The sequence below is a fragment of the Methanobrevibacter sp. genome, from assembly GCF_045220775.1.
GTDB lineage: Archaea > Methanobacteriota > Methanobacteria > Methanobacteriales > Methanobacteriaceae > Methanocatella.
This window is the reverse complement of sequence record NZ_JBGUWC010000069.1, coordinates 1-18,800: the sequence shown is the minus strand read 5'-3', so window position 1 is coordinate 18,800 and position 18,800 is coordinate 1. Positions and strand designations below refer to the sequence as shown.

At 35.6% G+C, this 18,800-nt stretch carries 23 protein-coding genes and 1 pseudogene; 8 read left to right on the top strand and 16 right to left on the bottom strand.

The features are described from left to right. Window positions 1-110: 110 nt before the first annotated feature. Window positions 111-1,076, top strand: coding sequence for an Ig-like domain-containing protein (locus ACJROP_RS04035; RefSeq protein WP_406534208.1), 966 nt, complete (start codon window positions 111-113; stop codon window positions 1,074-1,076). A 174-nt stretch (window positions 1,077-1,250) separates the two neighbouring features. On the opposite strand, the gene ACJROP_RS04030 is transcribed toward ACJROP_RS04035, so the two are convergent. Further along, window positions 1,251-1,709 carry a hypothetical protein gene (locus ACJROP_RS04030; protein ID WP_406534207.1) on the bottom strand — a complete coding sequence of 153 codons (459 nt, stop codon included), beginning with the start codon at window positions 1,707-1,709 and terminating at the stop codon, window positions 1,251-1,253. Window positions 1,710-2,204: 495 nt separating this feature from the next. Between ACJROP_RS04030 and ACJROP_RS04025 the strand changes: the two genes are divergently transcribed. The 3 genes from ACJROP_RS04025 (at window position 2,205) to ACJROP_RS04015 (ending at window position 3,745) form a co-directional block, all read left to right on the top strand. Beyond that, window positions 2,205-2,498 (top strand): hypothetical protein, encoded by a 294-nt coding sequence (locus ACJROP_RS04025; RefSeq protein ID WP_406534206.1) that lies wholly within the window; start codon window positions 2,205-2,207, stop codon window positions 2,496-2,498. Window positions 2,499-2,587: 89 nt separating this feature from the next. Further along, a complete protein-coding gene (locus ACJROP_RS04020) occupies window positions 2,588-2,824 on the top strand; it encodes a hypothetical protein (protein WP_406534205.1) in 237 nt (78 codons plus the stop codon). Window positions 2,825-3,160: 336 nt separating this feature from the next. Further along, entirely contained in the window at window positions 3,161-3,745 is a 585-nt protein-coding gene (locus ACJROP_RS04015) for a DUF2116 family Zn-ribbon domain-containing protein (protein WP_406534204.1), read from the top strand. Between the two features lie 44 nt (window positions 3,746-3,789). Here the strand turns inward: ACJROP_RS04015 and ACJROP_RS04010 are convergent, their stop codons facing one another. The 3 genes from ACJROP_RS04010 to ACJROP_RS04000 form a co-directional block, all read right to left on the bottom strand. Next, a complete protein-coding gene (locus tag ACJROP_RS04010; protein WP_406534203.1) occupies window positions 3,790-4,272 on the bottom strand; it encodes a hypothetical protein in 483 nt (160 codons plus the stop codon). A 248-nt stretch (window positions 4,273-4,520) separates the two neighbouring features. Then, window positions 4,521-4,817 (bottom strand): hypothetical protein, encoded by a 297-nt coding sequence (locus tag ACJROP_RS04005; RefSeq protein WP_406534202.1) that lies wholly within the window; start codon window positions 4,815-4,817, stop codon window positions 4,521-4,523. Then, window positions 4,798-5,124, bottom strand: coding sequence for a hypothetical protein (locus ACJROP_RS04000; protein WP_406534201.1), 327 nt, complete (start codon window positions 5,122-5,124; stop codon window positions 4,798-4,800). The genes ACJROP_RS04005 and ACJROP_RS04000 overlap by 20 nt, the downstream gene beginning before the upstream one ends. A gap of 223 nt (window positions 5,125-5,347) precedes the next feature. On the opposite strand from ACJROP_RS04000, the gene ACJROP_RS03995 reads away from it, so the two are divergent. Next, the gene (locus ACJROP_RS03995; RefSeq protein ID WP_406534200.1) at window positions 5,348-6,379 is read left to right on the top strand and encodes a hypothetical protein; all 1,032 of its coding nucleotides are present in this window, start codon (window positions 5,348-5,350) and stop codon (window positions 6,377-6,379) included. 16 nt (window positions 6,380-6,395) lie between these two features. Here the strand turns inward: ACJROP_RS03995 and ACJROP_RS03990 are convergent, their stop codons facing one another. The 4 genes from ACJROP_RS03990 to ACJROP_RS03975 all read right to left on the bottom strand — a co-directional run bounded on the left by ACJROP_RS03990 (window position 6,396) and on the right by ACJROP_RS03975 (window position 8,748). Beyond that, window positions 6,396-7,037, bottom strand: coding sequence for a hypothetical protein (locus ACJROP_RS03990; protein WP_406534199.1), 642 nt, complete (start codon window positions 7,035-7,037; stop codon window positions 6,396-6,398). Between the two features lie 82 nt (window positions 7,038-7,119). Further along, entirely contained in the window at window positions 7,120-7,596 is a 477-nt protein-coding gene (locus tag ACJROP_RS03985; protein WP_406534198.1) for a hypothetical protein, read from the bottom strand. A gap of 86 nt (window positions 7,597-7,682) precedes the next feature. Next, complete coding sequence (locus tag ACJROP_RS03980) at window positions 7,683-8,105, bottom strand: hypothetical protein (protein WP_406534197.1); 423 nt, start codon at window positions 8,103-8,105, stop codon at window positions 7,683-7,685. 211 nt (window positions 8,106-8,316) lie between these two features. Beyond that, window positions 8,317-8,748, bottom strand: a complete 432-nt coding sequence (locus ACJROP_RS03975; protein WP_406534196.1) for a hypothetical protein — start codon at window positions 8,746-8,748, stop codon at window positions 8,317-8,319. Between the two features lie 67 nt (window positions 8,749-8,815). Between ACJROP_RS03975 and ACJROP_RS03970 the strand changes: the two genes are divergently transcribed. After that, window positions 8,816-9,517 (top strand): type II CAAX prenyl endopeptidase Rce1 family protein, encoded by a 702-nt coding sequence (locus ACJROP_RS03970; protein WP_406534195.1) that lies wholly within the window; start codon window positions 8,816-8,818, stop codon window positions 9,515-9,517. A gap of 9 nt (window positions 9,518-9,526) precedes the next feature. Further along, a complete protein-coding gene (locus ACJROP_RS03965; RefSeq protein ID WP_406534194.1) occupies window positions 9,527-9,742 on the top strand; it encodes a hypothetical protein in 216 nt (71 codons plus the stop codon). A gap of 293 nt (window positions 9,743-10,035) precedes the next feature. On the opposite strand, the gene ACJROP_RS03960 is transcribed toward ACJROP_RS03965, so the two are convergent. Then, a complete protein-coding gene (locus ACJROP_RS03960) occupies window positions 10,036-11,490 on the bottom strand; it encodes a sodium-dependent transporter (protein WP_406534193.1) in 1,455 nt (484 codons plus the stop codon). 51 nt (window positions 11,491-11,541) lie between these two features. On the opposite strand from ACJROP_RS03960, the gene ACJROP_RS03955 reads away from it, so the two are divergent. Continuing rightward, window positions 11,542-11,919, top strand: a complete 378-nt coding sequence (locus ACJROP_RS03955) for a hypothetical protein (RefSeq protein ID WP_406534192.1) — start codon at window positions 11,542-11,544, stop codon at window positions 11,917-11,919. 14 nt (window positions 11,920-11,933) lie between these two features. On the opposite strand, the gene ACJROP_RS03950 is transcribed toward ACJROP_RS03955, so the two are convergent. The 7 genes and pseudogenes from ACJROP_RS03950 to ACJROP_RS03920 form a co-directional block, all read right to left on the bottom strand. Then, the gene (locus ACJROP_RS03950; RefSeq protein ID WP_406534191.1) at window positions 11,934-13,487 is read right to left on the bottom strand and encodes a putative glycoside hydrolase; all 1,554 of its coding nucleotides are present in this window, start codon (window positions 13,485-13,487) and stop codon (window positions 11,934-11,936) included. Between the two features lie 8 nt (window positions 13,488-13,495). Further along, window positions 13,496-15,298, bottom strand: a complete 1,803-nt coding sequence (locus ACJROP_RS03945) for a putative glycoside hydrolase (RefSeq protein ID WP_406534190.1) — start codon at window positions 15,296-15,298, stop codon at window positions 13,496-13,498. A gap of 31 nt (window positions 15,299-15,329) precedes the next feature. After that, window positions 15,330-16,400 carry a CapA family protein gene (locus ACJROP_RS03940; protein WP_406534189.1) on the bottom strand — a complete coding sequence of 357 codons (1,071 nt, stop codon included), beginning with the start codon at window positions 16,398-16,400 and terminating at the stop codon, window positions 15,330-15,332. Between the two features lie 3 nt (window positions 16,401-16,403). After that, window positions 16,404-17,765, bottom strand: coding sequence for a signal recognition particle-docking protein FtsY (gene ftsY / locus ACJROP_RS03935; protein ID WP_406534188.1), 1,362 nt, complete (start codon window positions 17,763-17,765; stop codon window positions 16,404-16,406). Between the two features lie 131 nt (window positions 17,766-17,896). Then, the gene (gene pfdA / locus ACJROP_RS03930; protein ID WP_406534187.1) at window positions 17,897-18,331 is read right to left on the bottom strand and encodes a prefoldin subunit alpha; all 435 of its coding nucleotides are present in this window, start codon (window positions 18,329-18,331) and stop codon (window positions 17,897-17,899) included. A gap of 19 nt (window positions 18,332-18,350) precedes the next feature. Then, window positions 18,351-18,575 (bottom strand): 50S ribosomal protein L18Ae, encoded by a 225-nt coding sequence (gene rpl18a / locus ACJROP_RS03925; RefSeq protein WP_406534186.1) that lies wholly within the window; start codon window positions 18,573-18,575, stop codon window positions 18,351-18,353. A gap of 24 nt (window positions 18,576-18,599) precedes the next feature. Further along, window positions 18,600-18,800: pseudogene (locus tag ACJROP_RS03920) on the bottom strand (translation initiation factor IF-6); the annotation flags it as partial.

The following is an 18,800-nucleotide window of genomic DNA, read 5'->3' as shown; positions in this document are numbered from 1 at the left end:
ATAATGACTAATCATTCTTTACAAATCCAAAGCAATTTCCCCAAACTGGAAAAATTTTATCAACATGATTAAATATTTATTGAATTAAATATATGATTAGGTTGATAATCATGAAAAAAATTAAGGGAATAATGTTTATCATATTATTGATTATGCTGGTCGGAGCAGTATCCGCCAGCGAGGACGTCAATGAAACCATTAGCGTCCCCGACGATAATATGGAACTTCAAAATGATGTTTCAGACACGTTAAGTGTTGAAGATGATGCTTCATTGAGTATTGCAGATAATGATGCTCAATTAAGCGCTGAAGACAATAGTGAAAGCACTTTGAAAGTTGAAAATGAAGATAAATTAGCCAAAGATTCTGATGAGGTTCTTTCATCTCCAGGCTATGTGTCCGGCCCTGCAATATCCACCAGTGATATCACAGGCAATGCTGGAGAATACATAACCCTGAAAGCCACTGTTACAGACGGTTTTGGCAATCCTATTAAAACCACAGTTGAATTCTTTTTCAATGGCAATACCTACACAACCACATCCAATTCAAACGGTGTTGCTTCCGTGACCGTTAAATGTCCAAGCAGTGAAGTTTGGGATACTTCAAGTAAAAAAAGTGGAAAAATCCTTACCAAAAAAACATATTACAAAAAATATTATGCATGTGAAGTAACAGCATATGGTGAAGATTCATCTTGGAATTTGGATAGTTTTCAGGTAATTTCCAAAAAGCCTACCGTCGTCAAAAAGTACAAGATCATCAAAAAGAAAGTGACACGTACAATAAAAATCAAGAAGGGCGTGAGGACCTACAAGAAAGGCAAGTATGCCATTGCTACCTACAAGCATAAGGGCGGATACGGCACAGTTCTGGAAACTGCAGCGGGAAAAATAAACTCCGGCTTCATCAAGTTCTTCATCAAACACCATTACAAGAAGAACGGAAAATGGAAATGGGACAAATGGAGAAAAATCCCTAAGGACTATTCTGATGAATTCACCTACGGCTCTGCAGTAAAACTGGACAAAATCAAAGTAAGATACACTCAAGTGACTTACAAAAGAATCAAATAGCGGTACTCAACAATAGGGTACCCAAATTCTCTTTTTTTTAGATTGATGCTTGCGCTGCCAGCGAAAGCGCATTGAAAATAAGTTCGAATAAACATTTTAAAAAAAATGAATGGAATATGGAAATCATTTGCAATGCCCATATTCCATTGAGTAATCTAAATGACTATGAATAAATCATTCGAATTTAACCGAAGCCCCCATCTCCTTAACAAGATTCAAATCCTCTCCGATGATGAATATCATCCTGTTTCCGTTTGATATTCCTACAACCGGATAGGTTGCCCAGTCCTCGTCAACGGCTTCAAATAAGGTCATGTTCTCATCAGAACCCCTATGGTAAAGGTCATAGCCCGGATATAACAGTTCAAAAATCACATCAAAATAGTCTGATGATTGGTTTTCAAAAAGAAACTGTGCGTTGAGATAGGTGATTTCCAACTTGTCACCCATATATGCCACTATCACATCATCCGTTGCGTTTTCACTGCCGATTACGGAGCTGTTTGTAAAATTTGCCCCTTTAGGCACATCCATTGAAAAGTAGCCGTCAAAATCACGATTTTCAAAATCAGCGGCGCTGACGCTTCCTATCAGGATAAAAACCAAAGCCAATAAAATCCATTTCCTGTCCATATCAACACCCCAATTAAATAATCCAGATAATTATTATTATGGTTAAGATATTATAAATCATTATCCAAAAATGTGAAGAATATCTTACGAATATTATTTGCAGGAATATTCACTTCTTTTTTATATTAAATCTCTTTAAATCGTGCATAACTAATTCAAAATTGCTTTTATTTAATAAAATTGCTTTTACTTTGTAGAATTGGTGTAAAACGAAAGATAAATATTTATTTTAGAAATACATAACAATAAGTATTGACTAAAAGGTAAACCCCATATAAATACCCAAAATAGTGAACTGGTTACAAATTGTAACCGTTTTAAAAACACCTGCTTAATATTAAAGTCGAATTATTATCTGAAATTTTTACAATTAAAATCAAATATTAAAATATCCATGTAACAACGATTAAATATCATGAAATTGATTTAAAAAGCTTAAATTGAGTTTAAAAAAACAAATAATAACCATCTAAACAAATATTAGATGTGATAAAAATGAAAAATGAAACAAAACTTAGCAAATTTCAAAAAGAGATGGAACCTGCAAAGGAGATATATACGAAAGAACTAGAGAACTTTGCAAAAAAATACGATTCAATAGGCAAGATGAGCTTAAGAGAAGAACCCGATATCGACACGATGGATTATATCTACTCATTTGAAAAACTGAATGGGACAACAACAGAAGAACTAGATCAGATATTATTAGAAATCTATGACCACATGGAAGAATTCTCAAAACAAAACGGAATAAATAGGTTTAGCCAAAACGCAATAATCTGGTTATAGCAACAGGTGATAACGTGGATATTACAAAATACCCCCAATACGAGCTACAACTATTAACTTTAAACTTATTAAATCTAAAATCGCAAATAGTGCCTGAAAACTGTGATGAAAGATGTGTGAATTCGACAATAATCAGTAGAGCTTACTTTAGTTCATATCTATTATGTGAACTATGGTTAGACTATGAAAAACAATTCAAAACAGTTAAAACATGGGAATTCGATGAAGATGAAGAAATAATAAGCGAACATAAACAAGTAAGAAATGCATTATATAACTATGGTGAGAAAAAAATCAAAACGGAATTAAGCAATAGCTTCACTTAGAAGAAAAGCAGATTACGAGCCATTCATAGATATAACACCTACTGAAGTTCAAGATGCCATCTCACATATGAAAAAAATCTTTAACAATCTAACATTCCAATAGAAAAAATAATTTTTTTTTAAACCTTTAAAAAATACAAACTAAAAGCAATAGTTACTTGAAATTACATCACCACCCCCGATTATTTAAAAAAAATATACTAAAATTGTTTCTTATAAAAAACCATTTTGCAAGCGAATCTAAAGAATCATATATTATTTAGATTAAATGTAAGAAGTTTTTAACAACTACTTTGAACTTAACATATAATATTCAAACAACACCAAGTGATAAAATTGGAAAAAAACTATAAAAATAATTCCAAAAACCCAAATGAAAAAGACCAATACTGCCCGAATTGTGGTGAACCCCTTCCAGAGGATGCCAAATATTGCAGAAACTGCGGATTTAAAATAAAACCCAAAAAAGAAAGTTTTTTTAAAAAGAACAGCACCCCAATCATGTTCGTGGCAATCGTCTTGATTATGGCAGCCATTGCCGTCACAGCATTTTCATTCGTTGACAATTCCGACACTCAAACCATCAATGTCGGCACAATCAACTTTAAAATACCGTCTGAGTTTAAGGAAAACCCTTCGTTTTTTTCAGTTGAAGACGACAGCGGTATCATAACCATTTCCAAAGCCTGGGAAAGTTCAGCCGACATAATCAAGATTACCGTAATGTATTCGAACGGGACTTATGTCGATGCCAACAGGGTCAATGATCAAATTGGAGGTCATAAGGAAAGTCTGTTAGGCCATAGCGGATTTTTTCATGAAAGCCATGACACATATTCATTCTCATTCGTGAAAAACAATATGCTGGTTACAATATACACTAGCGACATTGCACTGTTTGATGAGATTGAAGTGCTCTAAATCACATCTGCTGAAGTCCATAGAAAAAAAGAAAAATTAAGATTCTATTTGGTCTTATACCAAACCTGAACCTTATAAGGAGTATATCCTTTAATCAAACTAGTAGAAATGTGGCCTCCGCCGTTTCCCTTAACTGTTTTGGTTTTAACTTTGCCCTTTTTGTTTTTGAAGAAGAATTTCGCTTTCATAAGCTTTGTGTGATGAGGCTCAATATCCCCATTAAGGCCGTTTCCGATATACCATGCGGTCACTCCAGTTCCCTTATCGAACTGCATGTTTCCCTTATACTCCACATAACCTGCTATTGCATCACCATTTTTAAATTTTGTAGCTTTCGGTCCCCACAATACGCCAGGCTTGAAGTTGTAAACCTTAACGGTGACTGTTTTGGTGGCGGAAGCTTTCTTTGCAATGCCTGCAAGTGCAAAGCCATCGCCTTGTGCACATACTCCCCCAATAACTAAAAAAGCACTGAATAAGATTAAAAGTATAATTATATTTTTCCGATTGAAAATCATTTTATTCATATTTAATACTTTAATCAAAATACTATAAATATAGACAACATTGCCATTTAGAAATTATAAGTGAAAAATTGATGTGAAAAAAAATCAACACTTTAAAAAAAAATAGCTTAAAATTCCTTAAAAATTTTAAAAATATCTTCTGCAATTTTAAATGCAGAATTTATGGATGTGAAATCCCAAGTTTGATAATAATGTGAAGATTTGCTCGGAATCTTTAGTTTATAATCTGCTTGATGTCTCAATCTTTTTTAAAGAATCAGATTCTGATAAATCAGTTCATTAATTTCTTTATTAAAAGGACCATTAAATCTAATATAATTCGCCAATCTCCTATGCTCTCCTTTCGGCCAAGAGTGATATGGTGTATGTTTCTTTAACCATTCCCTTAAAAATAGGAATACCGCATAGTAAATTCTCATGTATATGTTTCGATTAACTGCAGATTCCGTCGAATTTAAATCTTTTTTAATTTCTTCTAATTCACAAGCAAAATCAAAAAATTCGATGGGTTCAACATCCCCAAAATCATTTTTCTTCCTTTTCAACAAAATCACCGTCAACTGTCAAAATAAAATCAACACACAAATTTTCATCATAAACAATGCCACATGATTCACAAAAATCCCAAATATCTCTTAAGATATTCAAATACAATTCATTTCTCTGTTTTACGGATAAATCAGCGGCATAACGAATATAATACTGAATCCTAGGATTGCCTTCTTCATCAAAATTATCCTGAAAACAGTAAGTCAAACAGGGATACTTTGGAATCACATTTGATTTTAAAAACACATATATTGAATTATATGGTTCAGGATTTTGAACAATGATTTCATTAAAATCTCTCAAGATATTCTCACCTCCTTTAAATGATTAATTAAGATTTTTAAAGTGCTGCAAAGCATATATGTGAAAATATGTATTTATGACACCTTATTTAAAATTTACTTTGATTTAACATCAATATTACGAAGTTAAAGCAATAATATTGAGTTAAAGCAATTTCAAATCAATAATCAAATAACCAATATTAAATAACACCATGACCAAAATATCAACTAGGTGAAAACAAATGAATTCTAAAACATTAATCATTGCTGCTATCGCTCTTATCGTCATCATTTTTGGAGGAATAATGCTGACACAGGACTCCGCCCCAAAGGAGGAAAACATCACAGCATATGATGTTCCCCTAAAGAGTGCAGATTTCAGCTATTTCGAAATCAAGACTCCTGAAAATTCAAACTTTACAGTCAAAAATGCGGTGAACGAAACATCAAAGGGAATGGTCTACTGGAAAAATACCGGCAACTACTCCAAGGAAGTTGAAGGAATAATCATCGACAAAAACCTCACAGACCAGCTGATTCACGAAAACATGAATCTTTTGACCAACGATTCCAAAACAAAAGTCTATGAGTCAAACGGCGTTTATCAGATTGTCAAAACCGAAAACGACACAGACATCATCATTACAGGATCCGATTTGCATGTCCTGAATGAAATGATTACATCAGCGAAAATCAAGGATACCAAAAACATCACAAGCCCAAAACCTGTAAACGAAACCCCTGTTGAAAAGGTAATAGACAAAAACAAGGAAGTCAAAAAGGCAAATAAAAATAACACAGCCAAAAAGAAAGTGGAAACAACCAAACAATCCGATAAAACAAAAGACACAACCAAAAAGATAGAAACTACAAAAGATACAAGCAAAAAGGTGGAAACCACTAAAGATACAACCAAAAAAGCAGAATCCAGTTCACTTAAAAAGACCAAAGGCCAAATCTATGTTGGCGGAGGTATTTTCAAAACAGGTTCTGGACTTAACGACAAGACAAATGCCAAAATCTATATCGAGGGAGGAAATCCCGGCGAATCAGTCATTATTAAAATTAAATATTATCGTGACGGCAACAGTTTAAATAAGGGAAATATGGTTACTAAAACCATCCAAGATGATGGATATATTAGCATAAACAGTGCTGATGCATATAAATATTATCCTGATAAAGCCCATATCGAATTATATGACCTTGACGGCAATCTGCAACACACACAAACAGTAACCCTAAATCCTGATAGTAGTACTCAGTATTTCTAGAGTACACTATCCTTTTTTAATTTTCTTCCCCTTCATCGTATGTAGGATTTCCATCTTCATCATAAACAGGCTCTATCTCCTTACCATTTTCATCGTAATAGGTGTCTTCACTACTTTCATCAGAAGAACTGCTGCTTGATGAGCTGGAATGTGAAGATTGGCTATGAGATTGTGATGGACTTGATTGAGCTGGAGTGCTGCTACTGCTACTTGTATCCTCAACGACGATGGAAGTGTCAGTTTCATTATCCGTATCCTCTTCAACGACCCCTTTAGCAATTACCAATTTTCCGGAAGCACTACTTGCAGTATAGTTTTCATCCCCATCAAATGTTACATTGACATCGTATTTGCCGGCTTTAACCTTTTCCAACTTAACGTTGGCAACACCATTGACATATGTCTTAGCTGATTTTTCAAATACCACTTTGCCTTTAGAGTTTGTAACAGTAACATGAATTTCCTTATCTTTCAAAGCCACACCATCTTCATTGGATAATTTGACATCCAAAGTGCCGTTTTCTTCGATGGTGCCATTGCCAAGAATGTCCAGATTACTGTTACCGGCATCTCCAGCAGATGAAGAAAGAACAAATGCTCCAAAAATTGCCACAATAAAAACAATCACTCCAAGGATAACCATCATTTTTTTATCCATATAATCACCGTTAATATTGTATTGTGATTTGATAGATATAAATTATTAAGTTTAAAAAAAGAAAAAAAATAGAATAATTAAATTATCCTATTATGAAATCAGCAATTACGTCTTCGTCATTTGCAGAAATAACAACTAATTTATCGTCTTTTGCATAATTAAATACTTTATAAATGCCGTCAGTAGTTAAATAACCACTTACATTGTTAATGGTTTCAGCTTCTCCACCAACGCTTTGTGCAATTTCATCTGTTACTTTGTATTCGCCATAGTCAGCAACAAGAAGGGCAACAATTGTGTCGTTGTTTTCATAGAGTTTACCATTGGTTATGTAGGTAATTCCACCTTGTTGATTTGTTTGATTGTCAGTTGCATGAGCCGGATCTTCTGTAAAACCTGCTGGGATATTGAAATCAATTCCATCAATTGTGACTGTTTCATTTTCAGCAGCATCCTCATCTCCACTTAAAATAGAACCTAAATCAAATGCAGATACTGATCCTATTGCCATAATCGCAATCAAAACTAAAGATAGTCCTAATATTATTTTTCTATTCATATACAATCCCCCATAATAGAGTGATTAATAATCTGTCATTCGATAAAAATAAATTTATTGTTTTGATTTTGAGCCGGTTAAAGAAGTTAATCCTTTCCCATTATTCCCATTATTAAAGACAGGTCATTTGATTTGATAACAACCAGATATTCGCCTTCCTTATAACTAAAGGTATAGCTTGTGGAGTTTTTATCAACCAGATATCCCTTTACAGACCCGACCATTGTCTTTCCGGCTTTGGTTTTATTAGTGGAGTTCACTTTTTTAATCGTGCCGTTTTTCTCAACCGTGATTTTTAATTTGTCTTTTCCATCTTTAAAAAGTAAAAAATCATCCCCACTATCCTTCAGATCGTAATCTGTTGGAACAGTAAAGTTGATTCCATGCAATGTGTAATTTTCAACTTCCCTGAATGCAAAATTGCCTTCAGTTGGAATGTATGCTTCGGCACACACGAAACCGACCAATGCAAAAAGGAGCAATACTGCAATGACATACTTGAATTTCATATTTAACAATATCATGTCTAGATATAAAATACTTTTCTAAAAATCAAGTGAAAAACAAGCAGTTTTAGGCATGTAAAAATAAGTAAATGTATAAATAATAGCTTAAATCATAATACTATTTGTAACACACTCCCGTGTTACACTAAAAAAATTATTTTTAGTTTAAGTCTAAGGGATTTATCCCTTTAGGCTTATTAGAGTTTTAGAAAAATTAGACTATCACTTGAGCAAGTCTTGTTTCGTTGGTTACGCCGATTATGATTCCATTGTCTTCTTGAACATATCCAAAGTATGTCAAATTGCCTTCAGTGTAATTCCAGCCTTCATGACCATTGATTTCAGTCTTTGAAGCACCATCCTTGTATAATTCATCAAGTGACATTCCCATCCAATCAGATACGACAGTAATTACAATCTCACCGCCATATTCATTGATGTAGAAACATGTTTTTCCTTGAGATCCCAATTCATCGAAATCCTGACTGTCCTTTGATTCGTTGAATCCCAAAGGAATCGAAAATTCAATACCTTCAAAGGTTATTTTAGTTGAATTGTTAAAATCATCAGCATTTTCACTTGCACAAACCGATGCCATTAAAATGAAAATTATCAAACCCGCCAAAATCATATGCTTAAAATTCATGTTTTACCTCACATTAACAAATATATATTTAATATAAAATAACATTAACTATTATAGATGTGATATAATGAGTGAATTTTTTAAATTTGAGGATACCACAAGAGACATTCCATACTACAGACACAATCCTAAACTGTCAAAAACCGCCTGGATTGTCCTGTTGCTGAGCATACCTATTTCATTTATTGTTTACATGATTGCGGGCATTGAATCAGAGATGGCAGGCAGCATATTATTTGTCTTAATAATGCTGGTGCCGCTGATGTACTATTCAGACTGGGATTTTTCATTGATATTCCATAAACCGACAAAAGGTGAAATAAAGCTTGCGGTAATGCTTTTTATCGGCTATATGATTTATGCAATCGCCGTAGGTGAAGTGTTAGAATTAATCGGTCAGGCCTCAACAGCAACCGGAGATTATTTGGGCGTGACCTGGGAGATGCTGTTTGCATTGGTATTTTCAATGCTCGGTGAAGAGCTTGTGAAATTCATTCCACTCATGTTTTTCATGAGATTTGTCTTCAAATATACAAACAACCGTAAATTGGCGATTGTCGTTTCAGCGGCAATAGTCCTGATCTTTTTCGGACTGCTTCACTATGATGCGGAAGTGACTCCTATTCTATCCGTGCTTCTCATTCAGGGATTGGGATCCATATTCGAGGTTTACGGTTACATAAAAACGAAAAACATGTTTGTTCCTTACTTATGCCATCTGCTGACGGACGGATTTATATTTTTAATGATGCTTATAGGACTAGCTTAAGGTGATTAGATGCAAAATGAAGCTTTAGCAAACGGAATACTCTCATTCATAATACCTGGATTGGGCCAGGCACTGCATGGAAATTCAAAAAAGGGAATCATGCTATTCATAGGAATGCTCGTGATTCATGCAGCGGCCTATTATTTGGCAAACAACGCCATCGGAAGCGTTATTTCAACAGCGTATCATCTGTATGCGGGATATGATGCATACATCAATTATTGAAATTCCCAAAGCGCTTTCAAAACCTGACTCAGCGGCCAAGTGAAGATTTGGAAATTTCATCTCCACTAACTTTTTTGCCAAAATCTTAAAAAAACTAACTAATTTAATTTCTGAATATAGCTATTGTAAAATCAATGTTTTAGTTTATGCTAACACTATCACTATATTAAATATGTAATCAATAATTGATGTAGCAATTCACCAAACCATCATTTAAATTAAAGCTAAAATCAATTATTGAGCATGTAAATTCTGAGGGAATTTTTAATAATAAAAAAAGCATGAATGAAAAATCATTCACCTGAAGGTTTGAGTTTTGTTAAAACAACTGCAACCACCAATACGGAAACAATGATGATTGAATCAATCATTATCTCAAAGCTTTTTGCGGTTGTAAACAGTTGGAAAATTCCGACAGCCCACATGATAATCAATACAACAGGGAGCAGGTATTTGATTACGAATGTCCATGTCTTTCCAACCTTAAATGTGGAATGTTCGTTTAATGCAGGAAGGAAATGTTCCACACCATAGAACCATGCAAATATTATGCATTGAACGCCGATTAAAAGCAATATGCCGAATTCATTGACAAATGTGTCGATTATACCAACAAGGTAGCTGCTGATTCCGGATGTCAAAAGTACGGAAAATGCACAGCCTATAATGCACAGTACGGTAGCCGCCCTTTTACGGGACCATCCCAATTTTTCACTGGTAGAACTCAACATCGGCTCGAAAAATCCGAGTGCAGATGTGATTCCTGCAAACAGAATAGCAAGGAAAAGCAACGGAGCCAAAATACGGCCGATAGGTCCCATAATGTTGAAAATCATTGGGAAAACAATGAATACCAATCCGGTACCCTCGGTAATCAGCTGAACCATTGGGGTTCCGTTTGTAAATGACATGAATCCGAGAATAGAAAATACTCCGAATGCGGTACATATCTCAAATAAGGAGTTTGAACATACTACAATCAAAACATTATCGATTAATTTTGCGTTTTCAGGCAGATAGCTTGCATATGTAAGTGCAATAGCTTGACCCATACTCAATGAAAAGATAATCTGTGCAAACGCCGCAAGCCAAATGTCTACATTAAGCAACATGCTCCAATCAGGAGTCAGGAGCGTTGAGATTCCAATATCTGCACCCGGCAATGTCAAAGCATAAGCGATTATTATTGCCATTATGACAAACAAGGCAGGAATGAGGATTTTGGAAACTTTACCGATACCCTCATCAACATTCTTGTGGGAAATGACCCATAAAATAACCCATAAAATCAAAACACCGACAGTGGTTGGAATTAAAAGAAAACTGGCGTCGGCAAGGTTTGAACTTCCTCCGACAGTATTTACAAAGTAAGCTGCGGTATCTGTTCCCCAATTGAATGTGAAACTGCTTAACAGATAGACCAAATCCCAACTTAAGATTACCATGTAATATATTGTAACAACAAATACAAACAAAACCAAAATCCAAGCAATCAGCTCAAACTCCGGTTTGATATCCTTCAAAATCTTTGAAAAGGATTCCTTGAATGAAAATCCCACACCATATTCCAAAATTAAAAATGGGATTCCCATAATGGCTATTGCCGTAAAGTAAGGGATGAAAAATGATCCCCCACCATTAGAATAAAGCACATAACTGAAACGCCATATGTTTCCCAAACCGACTGCCGCTCCAATCATAGCAAAAATAAATGATAATGATGAATCCCATTGCGCTCGTTCAGACATAATATACAATTTATAAAATGTTATATAATAAACTTTACAAATTAAATTGTGATGAATGTATTTGACAAATTTATAATGGGTGATACTGCAAGCATCAACTGGTGTTTTGAAAACAGGCACTTCATCAACCGCCTGCAGGATAACGGAATATCAAAGCAGTATGTCGTGGACTGCGTCATGAACGAAGAGCCAATAAGCTGGGAGTGTGTTGAAGGAAACACCTATGCTGCCGTTTTTGAAGCGCCGGAAAATAAGGATTATAAGGAAATCAGGGTTTTGATGGCATGCAGCGGAAACTCCATTGATCTTGTAACCATAATGAGAAACAATGAAACAACAACCAGTCGCCAAAACAGACAGTACCAGTCCGATAAAAGGAAAAATCTGGAAAAAAAGAGATTAAAAGCCTTGTCAAAAAGAAAATGGTAAGTGAAAAAAATCACTTAAACCTTTTTAAAATTCAAATAATGAGTCAATCCTATCCTGAATAGAATTGAACCTGTTGCGCCACCGGCTTTTCCTGCCCTTGCGTCTTTCAAAAGCTGTGAATGTGACAATTTCTTAGTGTTTTCTTCAGAATGGTATGTCTGAATGCCGGCCCAGATTACTGCGCTTTTTGATTGGGTATTATATTTTTTAACGATGCTGGTAATCCAGGAAGTCTTTTTGTTGAAATTGCCTTTATAAACCATCGGCACGATTACATCAAGGTATTTGCCCATTGTAGGAATGTCCTGACCATACCAATAAATCATCATTTCCGGCTCAGGCATTACGGCAGCAGAAACTATGCAATTCGGCTTAGATTTATGTATTGTAACGCTGGCCTTTTTAACGAAATAATTGATGGCCTTTGTAGATGTCTTGTATAAATGGGCTGTTCCTCCAAACCTTACATAATCAAAGTGGATTCCATCCACGCCCTTAATTTTTGAATATTTTTTAGCTTCTGCGATTTTTTTGTTTAAAAACGAATATTTGATGGATCCGTCCTTATTGACTGGCCTGACCCACTTTCCGCCATTATAACATACCTGTATCCATAAATGGACTTTCATGCCGTACTTATGTGCTTTTTTAATCCAGGATACAACAGCAGGTTTGCCGTATACTGAAATTGAATGGACATGCAGGAATATGTGCTTGGTTCCCAATTTAGAAAGCTTTTTAAGATTGACGCTCTTCATGTGTGAAGACCAAACCCAATATCCATTTCCTTTAGCGATAGGTGCTTTCACCTTAATTTTATAAGAGCCGCTGGAGGACAAATAAGGGGCATTTTTGGCAAAGGAATATTTGACCTTATAAGTTCCTTTCTTTAACTTTAAATAGACTTCAGCATAGCCATTTTTATTAGTTTTGGCTGTATATGTTTTTCCGTTGACTGTAAATGTAACCACTTGGTTTTTGACCGCATTGCCATTCTCGTCCAGTAGCCTAACAATGAATGCATTTTTTAATCCCTGACGATAGTTTATGTTTTTATCCGCCACTTTAATTGTTGTTTTTGATGGAGCTTTAATTGTTATTTTAGCACTTCCACTGCAAGAGGTCGTATTTTCATCTCCAGCATATGAAAAGACAGCATTATAATTTCCTTTATTGAGCTTAACATTTAAAGTTGCTTTACCTTTCTCATTTGTAGTTTTTTTGTATAAGACATTGTTGACTGTAATATTGACATCCTTAAAAGCCAACGCTTGATTTCCTGCAGTTAGGCTAACTACAATCTCGGTTGAAAATGATTCATATCCTACAACATTCGAAGCAGATATTGAGGAATCTTGCTTGGTGGTTTCATTAGCTACCTCTCCGGATGAATCACCTGTCTCCTGATCATCATTTGAAGAATCATCAGCATTGACTTCCTCGATTGGAATATTGTCTCCATCATCCATCAGTTCGATTGCATCAGTTGCATTGTCATCTGCTGATACAAAAGAAATTGACATCAATGCCAGAACAACAATCAGGCCAATAATCAATTCTCTTTTCATTTTACACCTCATACATTATTGAAGTTAATATAATTTAATAAACCGTATCTAAACAGCATTACACCTCTTGCTCCTCCCATTGAAGCAGAGTATGCATCGTTCATCAAAGATGAAGAAGAGCGCTTGGTTAACTTTGAATCGGAGCTATATGACTGAAGTCCAACCCAAATTTTGGCTCCCTTAGATTTTTTGACAAACGCTTTAGTTACTTTCGTAATCCATGTATTGCCTGCTTTATAATTGCCCTTATATTCCATAGGAACAATAACATCAAGATATTTGCTCATTGTTGGAATGTCCTGACCATAATAATGCTTCATTGAACTCGGTTCAGGCATTACGGCAGCAGAAACTATTAGATTTGAGTTAATTTTATGAACCGCTTTGGAAGCATGCTTTGTAAAGTAATTGATAGCTTTTACACCATTACTGTACTTGTAAGCGGTTCCAGGATATCTTAAATAATCAAAATGAATTCCGGATATTCCCTTGACTTTAGCGTATTTTTTAGCAAGTTTTATTTTTGAATTAATTAGCTTGTAGTTGATTTTCTTATTTTTAACAGGATTATACCATTTTCCACCCTGATAGAATACCTGCATCCAAATATGGACTTTAATGCCTTTGTCATTGGCTTTTGCAACAAATTTTTCAACATCGCTTTGTCCCCACAATTCCAATGCCTTGAAATTGAGGAAAATATGTTTTGTTCCATATTTTTTAAGGGTGTTGAGATTTACCTTTTTCATGTCAGCGCCAAAAAGCCATATTCCATTTTGGCGTGTTTGTCTTGGTTTGACTTTAATTGTGTATGTTTTTGACACTTTTTTATATAAGGAAGTCTTGCCGGAATATACCTTCAGCTTATAAGTCCCCTTCTTCATTTTAATCTTTAAAGTGGCAATGCCCTTGCTGTTGGTATACCTGACGTATTTCTTGCCTTTGATTGTGAATGTGACTTTTTTATTCTTAAGCAGATTTCCTCTTGCATCGGACAGTTTAATTTTAAATAATCCGGAAGTTTTATGCCTATACACTACAGAATTTACCTTGGTTATCTTTTTCGGCATTCCCTTAATGCAAGTTACTTTGGATTTGCCGCTTGCTTTTTTGACATTGTCTTCGCCGGCATATGAATACTTGATAGTGTAAACTCCTTTTTTAAGCCCAATAGAAATGCTGGCTTGTCCTTTTGAGTTGGTTTTTTTAGTATAGTCTACGCCATTGATTGTGAAGATTACCTCACGGTCAGCCATCGGCATGCCGTCGATAGTTAATGTGGCGACAAAGGTATTTTTAAATCCTGTATAAGCCACATAATTTGAAGCTTTAATCACTGGAGTTTTGGTATTTGTAATAACTATTTTAGTTGAATCTTCGCAGGAAACATATCCATCTTCCTTAAAGCTATATTTAACTGTATATGACCCCTTATTAAGATTCAAGAGCAAATTTGCATCTCCATAACTGGTTGTTTGGACAGTGGATGTTTGACCATTAACCGTGAATTCAACATCTTTATCGGCTAAGGGAGTGTCATTGTCGCCCAATAGCTTCACACAAAATGTGGAATTCGGCGCATAATAAGTTGTTGTAACCTCACTAAAGGAAGCGTTCTTAAGGGCTTCTGTCTGCCCTTCAGTTTCTCCTTGACTTGAGCTATCACAGACAACATCCTCTTCTGCAATCTCATTTTGATTTAAGGTATCAATTTCAATGTTTTCCTCGACGCTTTCATAAATGTTATCATCAGTTGAATTTAAATCCTGTGCATTTGCACTGGATGCTGCCAGCAAAAGCAGCAGAAACATTAAAATTAATGCTAAATAGTTTATCTTAATGCTAATCACCTGTTAAATTAAAACTTAACTTGCCTACACCATTATCTACTTCCAATTCATCAGTCTTAGGATACATGTTATTCAATAAGGAATTGCCGCTTTCCTCATCCATATACTGCGGCAGGTAATTTGAGATATAAATCGGATAAACGGTGCATTCACCGGTATCGCCTACCAAATCTATTTGGACAAAGTAAGCGGAGTGGGTTGCCGGATTTGACTGGTCGAATATGAAGTTACCCAAACTGTAGAATATCGGTTTGCCGTTATACATCTCAATTCCTTGAGTTACATGAGGGTGAGATCCGATTACGACATCAGCACCATAATCTATTAGCTCATGCGCTATCCTGACCTGGTCCTCATTTGGGGAATTTGAATATTCGTTTCCAAAGTGCAGGTAAGCAACAATTAAATCTGAATCATTATTTTCGCCGATTTGCTTTTGGGCATCCTCTGAATCATATGCGGAATATCCTGGAGATGATCCGTTAGCGTAAGGCATCACATCATATGAATATTCGGCAAAGTTGTTTGAATCCATGTAATTGAGTATAGTGATTTTTCTGCCGTTGATGTCCTGGACTACTGCCTGATGAGCCTCATCCTCTGTCTCGCCGGCACCGATTGGAGTGATTCCTGCATCTTTAAGATAGGATATTGTATCCTTCATTCCGGTTATCCCATAATCGAAAGCATGGTTATTGGCAAGAGATGCTACAGTATTGTTGTTTCCCTTAGCAAGAGGGACATAACTTGGGTCGCATTTTAGCGGAACATCACCCTTTAATGCATCGCCTGAGTAGGTGGCCGCATTTTCAAAGTTAATCAGCAACAGGTCAACATTTGAAGTTACATTGCTGACTCCTGCAAAAGGGGATGAATCCATGCTTAAAACGTTTGGCATGTTACGGGCAAACATCACATCTCCTGTAACTGCAATGGAAACGTTTTCCTTATTTTCAAAAATGCTTGGAGAATCTTGTGAGCTGTTAAATGTTACATTAATGGCTAAAAAAGCCAAACATGCCAGAATTATTGCAATTATTAAAAGCTTTCTCCTAAAATACATCGTCTATTCCTCTGCGGTTGCTGCTTCTTCATCTTCGCTGAACAATTGATTCAGCATCCATTCGGCATCATATTCCATGATATCGTCATATCCCTGACCCATACCTAGGAACATGATAGGCTTTTTAATTACATAACCGATGGAAAGTGAAGCTCCTCCTTTACTGTCCGCATCGGCCTTAGTTAGAATAACGCCATCAATGTCAATGGCTTCGTTGAATTTTTTAGCCTGTTCGGTTGCGTCATTGCCTGTCAATGCATCACCTACAAATATGACCAAATCAGGATTGGAAACCCTTTTGATCTTTTTCATTTCATCCATAAGATTTGTATTGGTCTGCATTCTTCCTGCAGTATCGATTAAAACCAATTCCTTTCCTTGAGCCTTTGCATGCTCTACGGCATCATATGCAACGGCTGCAGGGTCTGATCCTTTTTGGTGCTTGATAATCTTAACTCCCACATTATCGGCATGATATGTAACCTGTTCAATTGCTCCAGCCCTGAATGTATCTGAAGCTGCAATTACAGGAGTGTAACCTTTTTTAAGGTAATAATTAGCTAACTTGCCGATGGTTGTTGTTTTACCAGTACCATTGATTCCCACAAACATCACGACCAATGGCTCTCCTTCGGCCTTTTTGGCTTCAATCATTTCGGTCATGGATTTTCCCGGAATGTCAATGATTTCCGCCACTGCATTTCTGAGTGCAAGGAAAGTGTATTCTGTAATGTCATTGCTTCTTTTGATTTTCTTGCCTACAAGGTCATCCTTTACACTTTCAACAACCGCATTTGCAACTTCCATTGCAACGTCGCCCTGTAAAAGTTCCATTTCAAGTTCAAATAGTATATCCTCAACGTGGTCTTCTGAAATGGTTTTTTCACGAACAAAAGAGAACAGCCCTCCTTTAGCTTCACCATCGGCAGAAATATCTTCTTTCTTATCTTTATTCCTGCTCCAGAAGTGAGATTTTTCTTCACTTTCTTCTTCGCCAGACTCTTCATCCTCAGAAGCCTCATCAACTTCATCCTCTTTTTTGGAACCGCCTCTGAACCTAGACAAGAAACCGGAACCTTCCTCTTTTTCCTCTTCAGCAATCTCTTCAACAGGTTCCTGTTCAACTGTTTCCTCATCTTCAACAAGTTCTTCAACAGGCTCCTCTTCGATTTCCTCTTGAGCTTCAGGAAGTAGATTTGATTCGTCTTCTTCAGGTTCTTCCTCTTTTTTCTTACCAAATGAGAAAAATGAAAATCTCTTACCTGATTCCTCTTGAAGATTATCCTCTTTTTCAGCTTCTTCAATAAGCTCCTCTTCTAGTTTTTCACTTGTACGTGAAAATTTCTTTTTTAATGATTCAAACAAAATTAACCCAACCTTTTAGTTTAGTTAAAAATTTAATTATTAATATTATGTTTTTCATTTTATTTAAAAAGAGTCAAAAAAAGCAAGTAAAATATAAAAAAAATAGAAAAAAAGAAAAAATTGTAAAGTATCTATCTTGTCTGGGTCATATTGCCTTGAGCTGCAGCTGCAATTTGCTCAGCTTGAGCTTGAAGATTTGCTACAATGTCACTGCATTGCTGTAAGTTAGCTAACATTTTATCTAAGCTATCTTTTAAGCTTTCTTTTTGCCCTTCTAAGATATCGCGAGCACCATCAGCATCTTTTTTAACGGCAAGACCTGCACCAATACTTACAATAATTTCATCAGTACTTTTAAGTTCTCCTTTAATGAAGGAACCTGCACCGACAGGTACGAATGCTTCAACGGATTCTTTACCTTCAATGTCCTCTAAAGTAGTAAATAATGCATCCACTTCGGCCATGGAAGCTCTGATTAATTCAATTTGTTGTTGAATTAATTCCGCTTGTTGTCCGTATGCATTCATTTCATTAAGAATACTGTTTAATCTTTGCTGATCTTCCATAGTTACACCTTCGACGTGCCTATAAAATTTCTTTTACAATTGGGTCTAAAACATCTTCAGGAGCAATTTCTTCGATTTCAGCAATAGAAATTTGATTCCTGGTAATACCATGTTTACTTCCGAAACGTTCGTAGATTTTCTCTTCGATTTCAGCTTCACTGGTAGCTTTGAATTCTTTAGTAAACTTATGATATTCATCGCCCATTACAAAAGTACCTTTAACTCTGTAAATTTTTGTTATCATATATAATCCCTCAAGATCTATTAATTAAAAATCATCATCCAAAAAGCCTAATGCTTCTTCAACTCTAGCCATTTCAGGACCTGTACTGTCTTTAGCAACTATCGCTCCATTTGAATTAGCAATGGAACAAGCACCTACTAAAGCAATACCTCTTCCAACAGTACCAATATCCCCTTCAACACCGAATACTTCTTGAGCAAACTTAATTTCAGATTTGACAGCTTT

Coding starts and splice junctions, on each gene's coding strand:
- ACJROP_RS03940 (WP_406534189.1), bottom strand. CDS start 16,400: ATGTATTTTAGGAGAAAGCTTTTAATAATTGCAATAATTCTGGCATGT.
- ACJROP_RS03965 (WP_406534194.1), top strand. CDS start 9,527: ATGCAAAATGAAGCTTTAGCAAACGGAATACTCTCATTCATAATACCT.
- ACJROP_RS03945 (WP_406534190.1), bottom strand. CDS start 15,298: ATGTTTCTGCTGCTTTTGCTGGCAGCATCCAGTGCAAATGCACAGGAT.
- rpl18a (WP_406534186.1), bottom strand. CDS start 18,575: ATGATAACAAAAATTTACAGAGTTAAAGGTACTTTTGTAATGGGCGAT.
- ACJROP_RS04035 (WP_406534208.1), top strand. CDS start 111: ATGAAAAAAATTAAGGGAATAATGTTTATCATATTATTGATTATGCTG.
- ACJROP_RS04030 (WP_406534207.1), bottom strand. CDS start 1,709: ATGGACAGGAAATGGATTTTATTGGCTTTGGTTTTTATCCTGATAGGA.
- ACJROP_RS03975 (WP_406534196.1), bottom strand. CDS start 8,748: ATGAATTTTAAGCATATGATTTTGGCGGGTTTGATAATTTTCATTTTA.
- ACJROP_RS03985 (WP_406534198.1), bottom strand. CDS start 7,596: ATGAATAGAAAAATAATATTAGGACTATCTTTAGTTTTGATTGCGATT.
- ACJROP_RS04025 (WP_406534206.1), top strand. CDS start 2,205: ATGAAAAATGAAACAAAACTTAGCAAATTTCAAAAAGAGATGGAACCT.
- ACJROP_RS03990 (WP_406534199.1), bottom strand. CDS start 7,037: ATGGATAAAAAAATGATGGTTATCCTTGGAGTGATTGTTTTTATTGTG.
- ACJROP_RS03955 (WP_406534192.1), top strand. CDS start 11,542: ATGAATGTATTTGACAAATTTATAATGGGTGATACTGCAAGCATCAAC.
- ACJROP_RS03950 (WP_406534191.1), bottom strand. CDS start 13,487: ATGAAAAGAGAATTGATTATTGGCCTGATTGTTGTTCTGGCATTGATG.
- ACJROP_RS03960 (WP_406534193.1), bottom strand. CDS start 11,490: ATGTCTGAACGAGCGCAATGGGATTCATCATTATCATTTATTTTTGCT.
- ACJROP_RS03995 (WP_406534200.1), top strand. CDS start 5,348: ATGAATTCTAAAACATTAATCATTGCTGCTATCGCTCTTATCGTCATC.
- ACJROP_RS03980 (WP_406534197.1), bottom strand. CDS start 8,105: ATGAAATTCAAGTATGTCATTGCAGTATTGCTCCTTTTTGCATTGGTC.
- pfdA (WP_406534187.1), bottom strand. CDS start 18,331: ATGGAAGATCAGCAAAGATTAAACAGTATTCTTAATGAAATGAATGCA.
- ACJROP_RS03970 (WP_406534195.1), top strand. CDS start 8,816: ATGAGTGAATTTTTTAAATTTGAGGATACCACAAGAGACATTCCATAC.
- ACJROP_RS04010 (WP_406534203.1), bottom strand. CDS start 4,272: ATGAATAAAATGATTTTCAATCGGAAAAATATAATTATACTTTTAATC.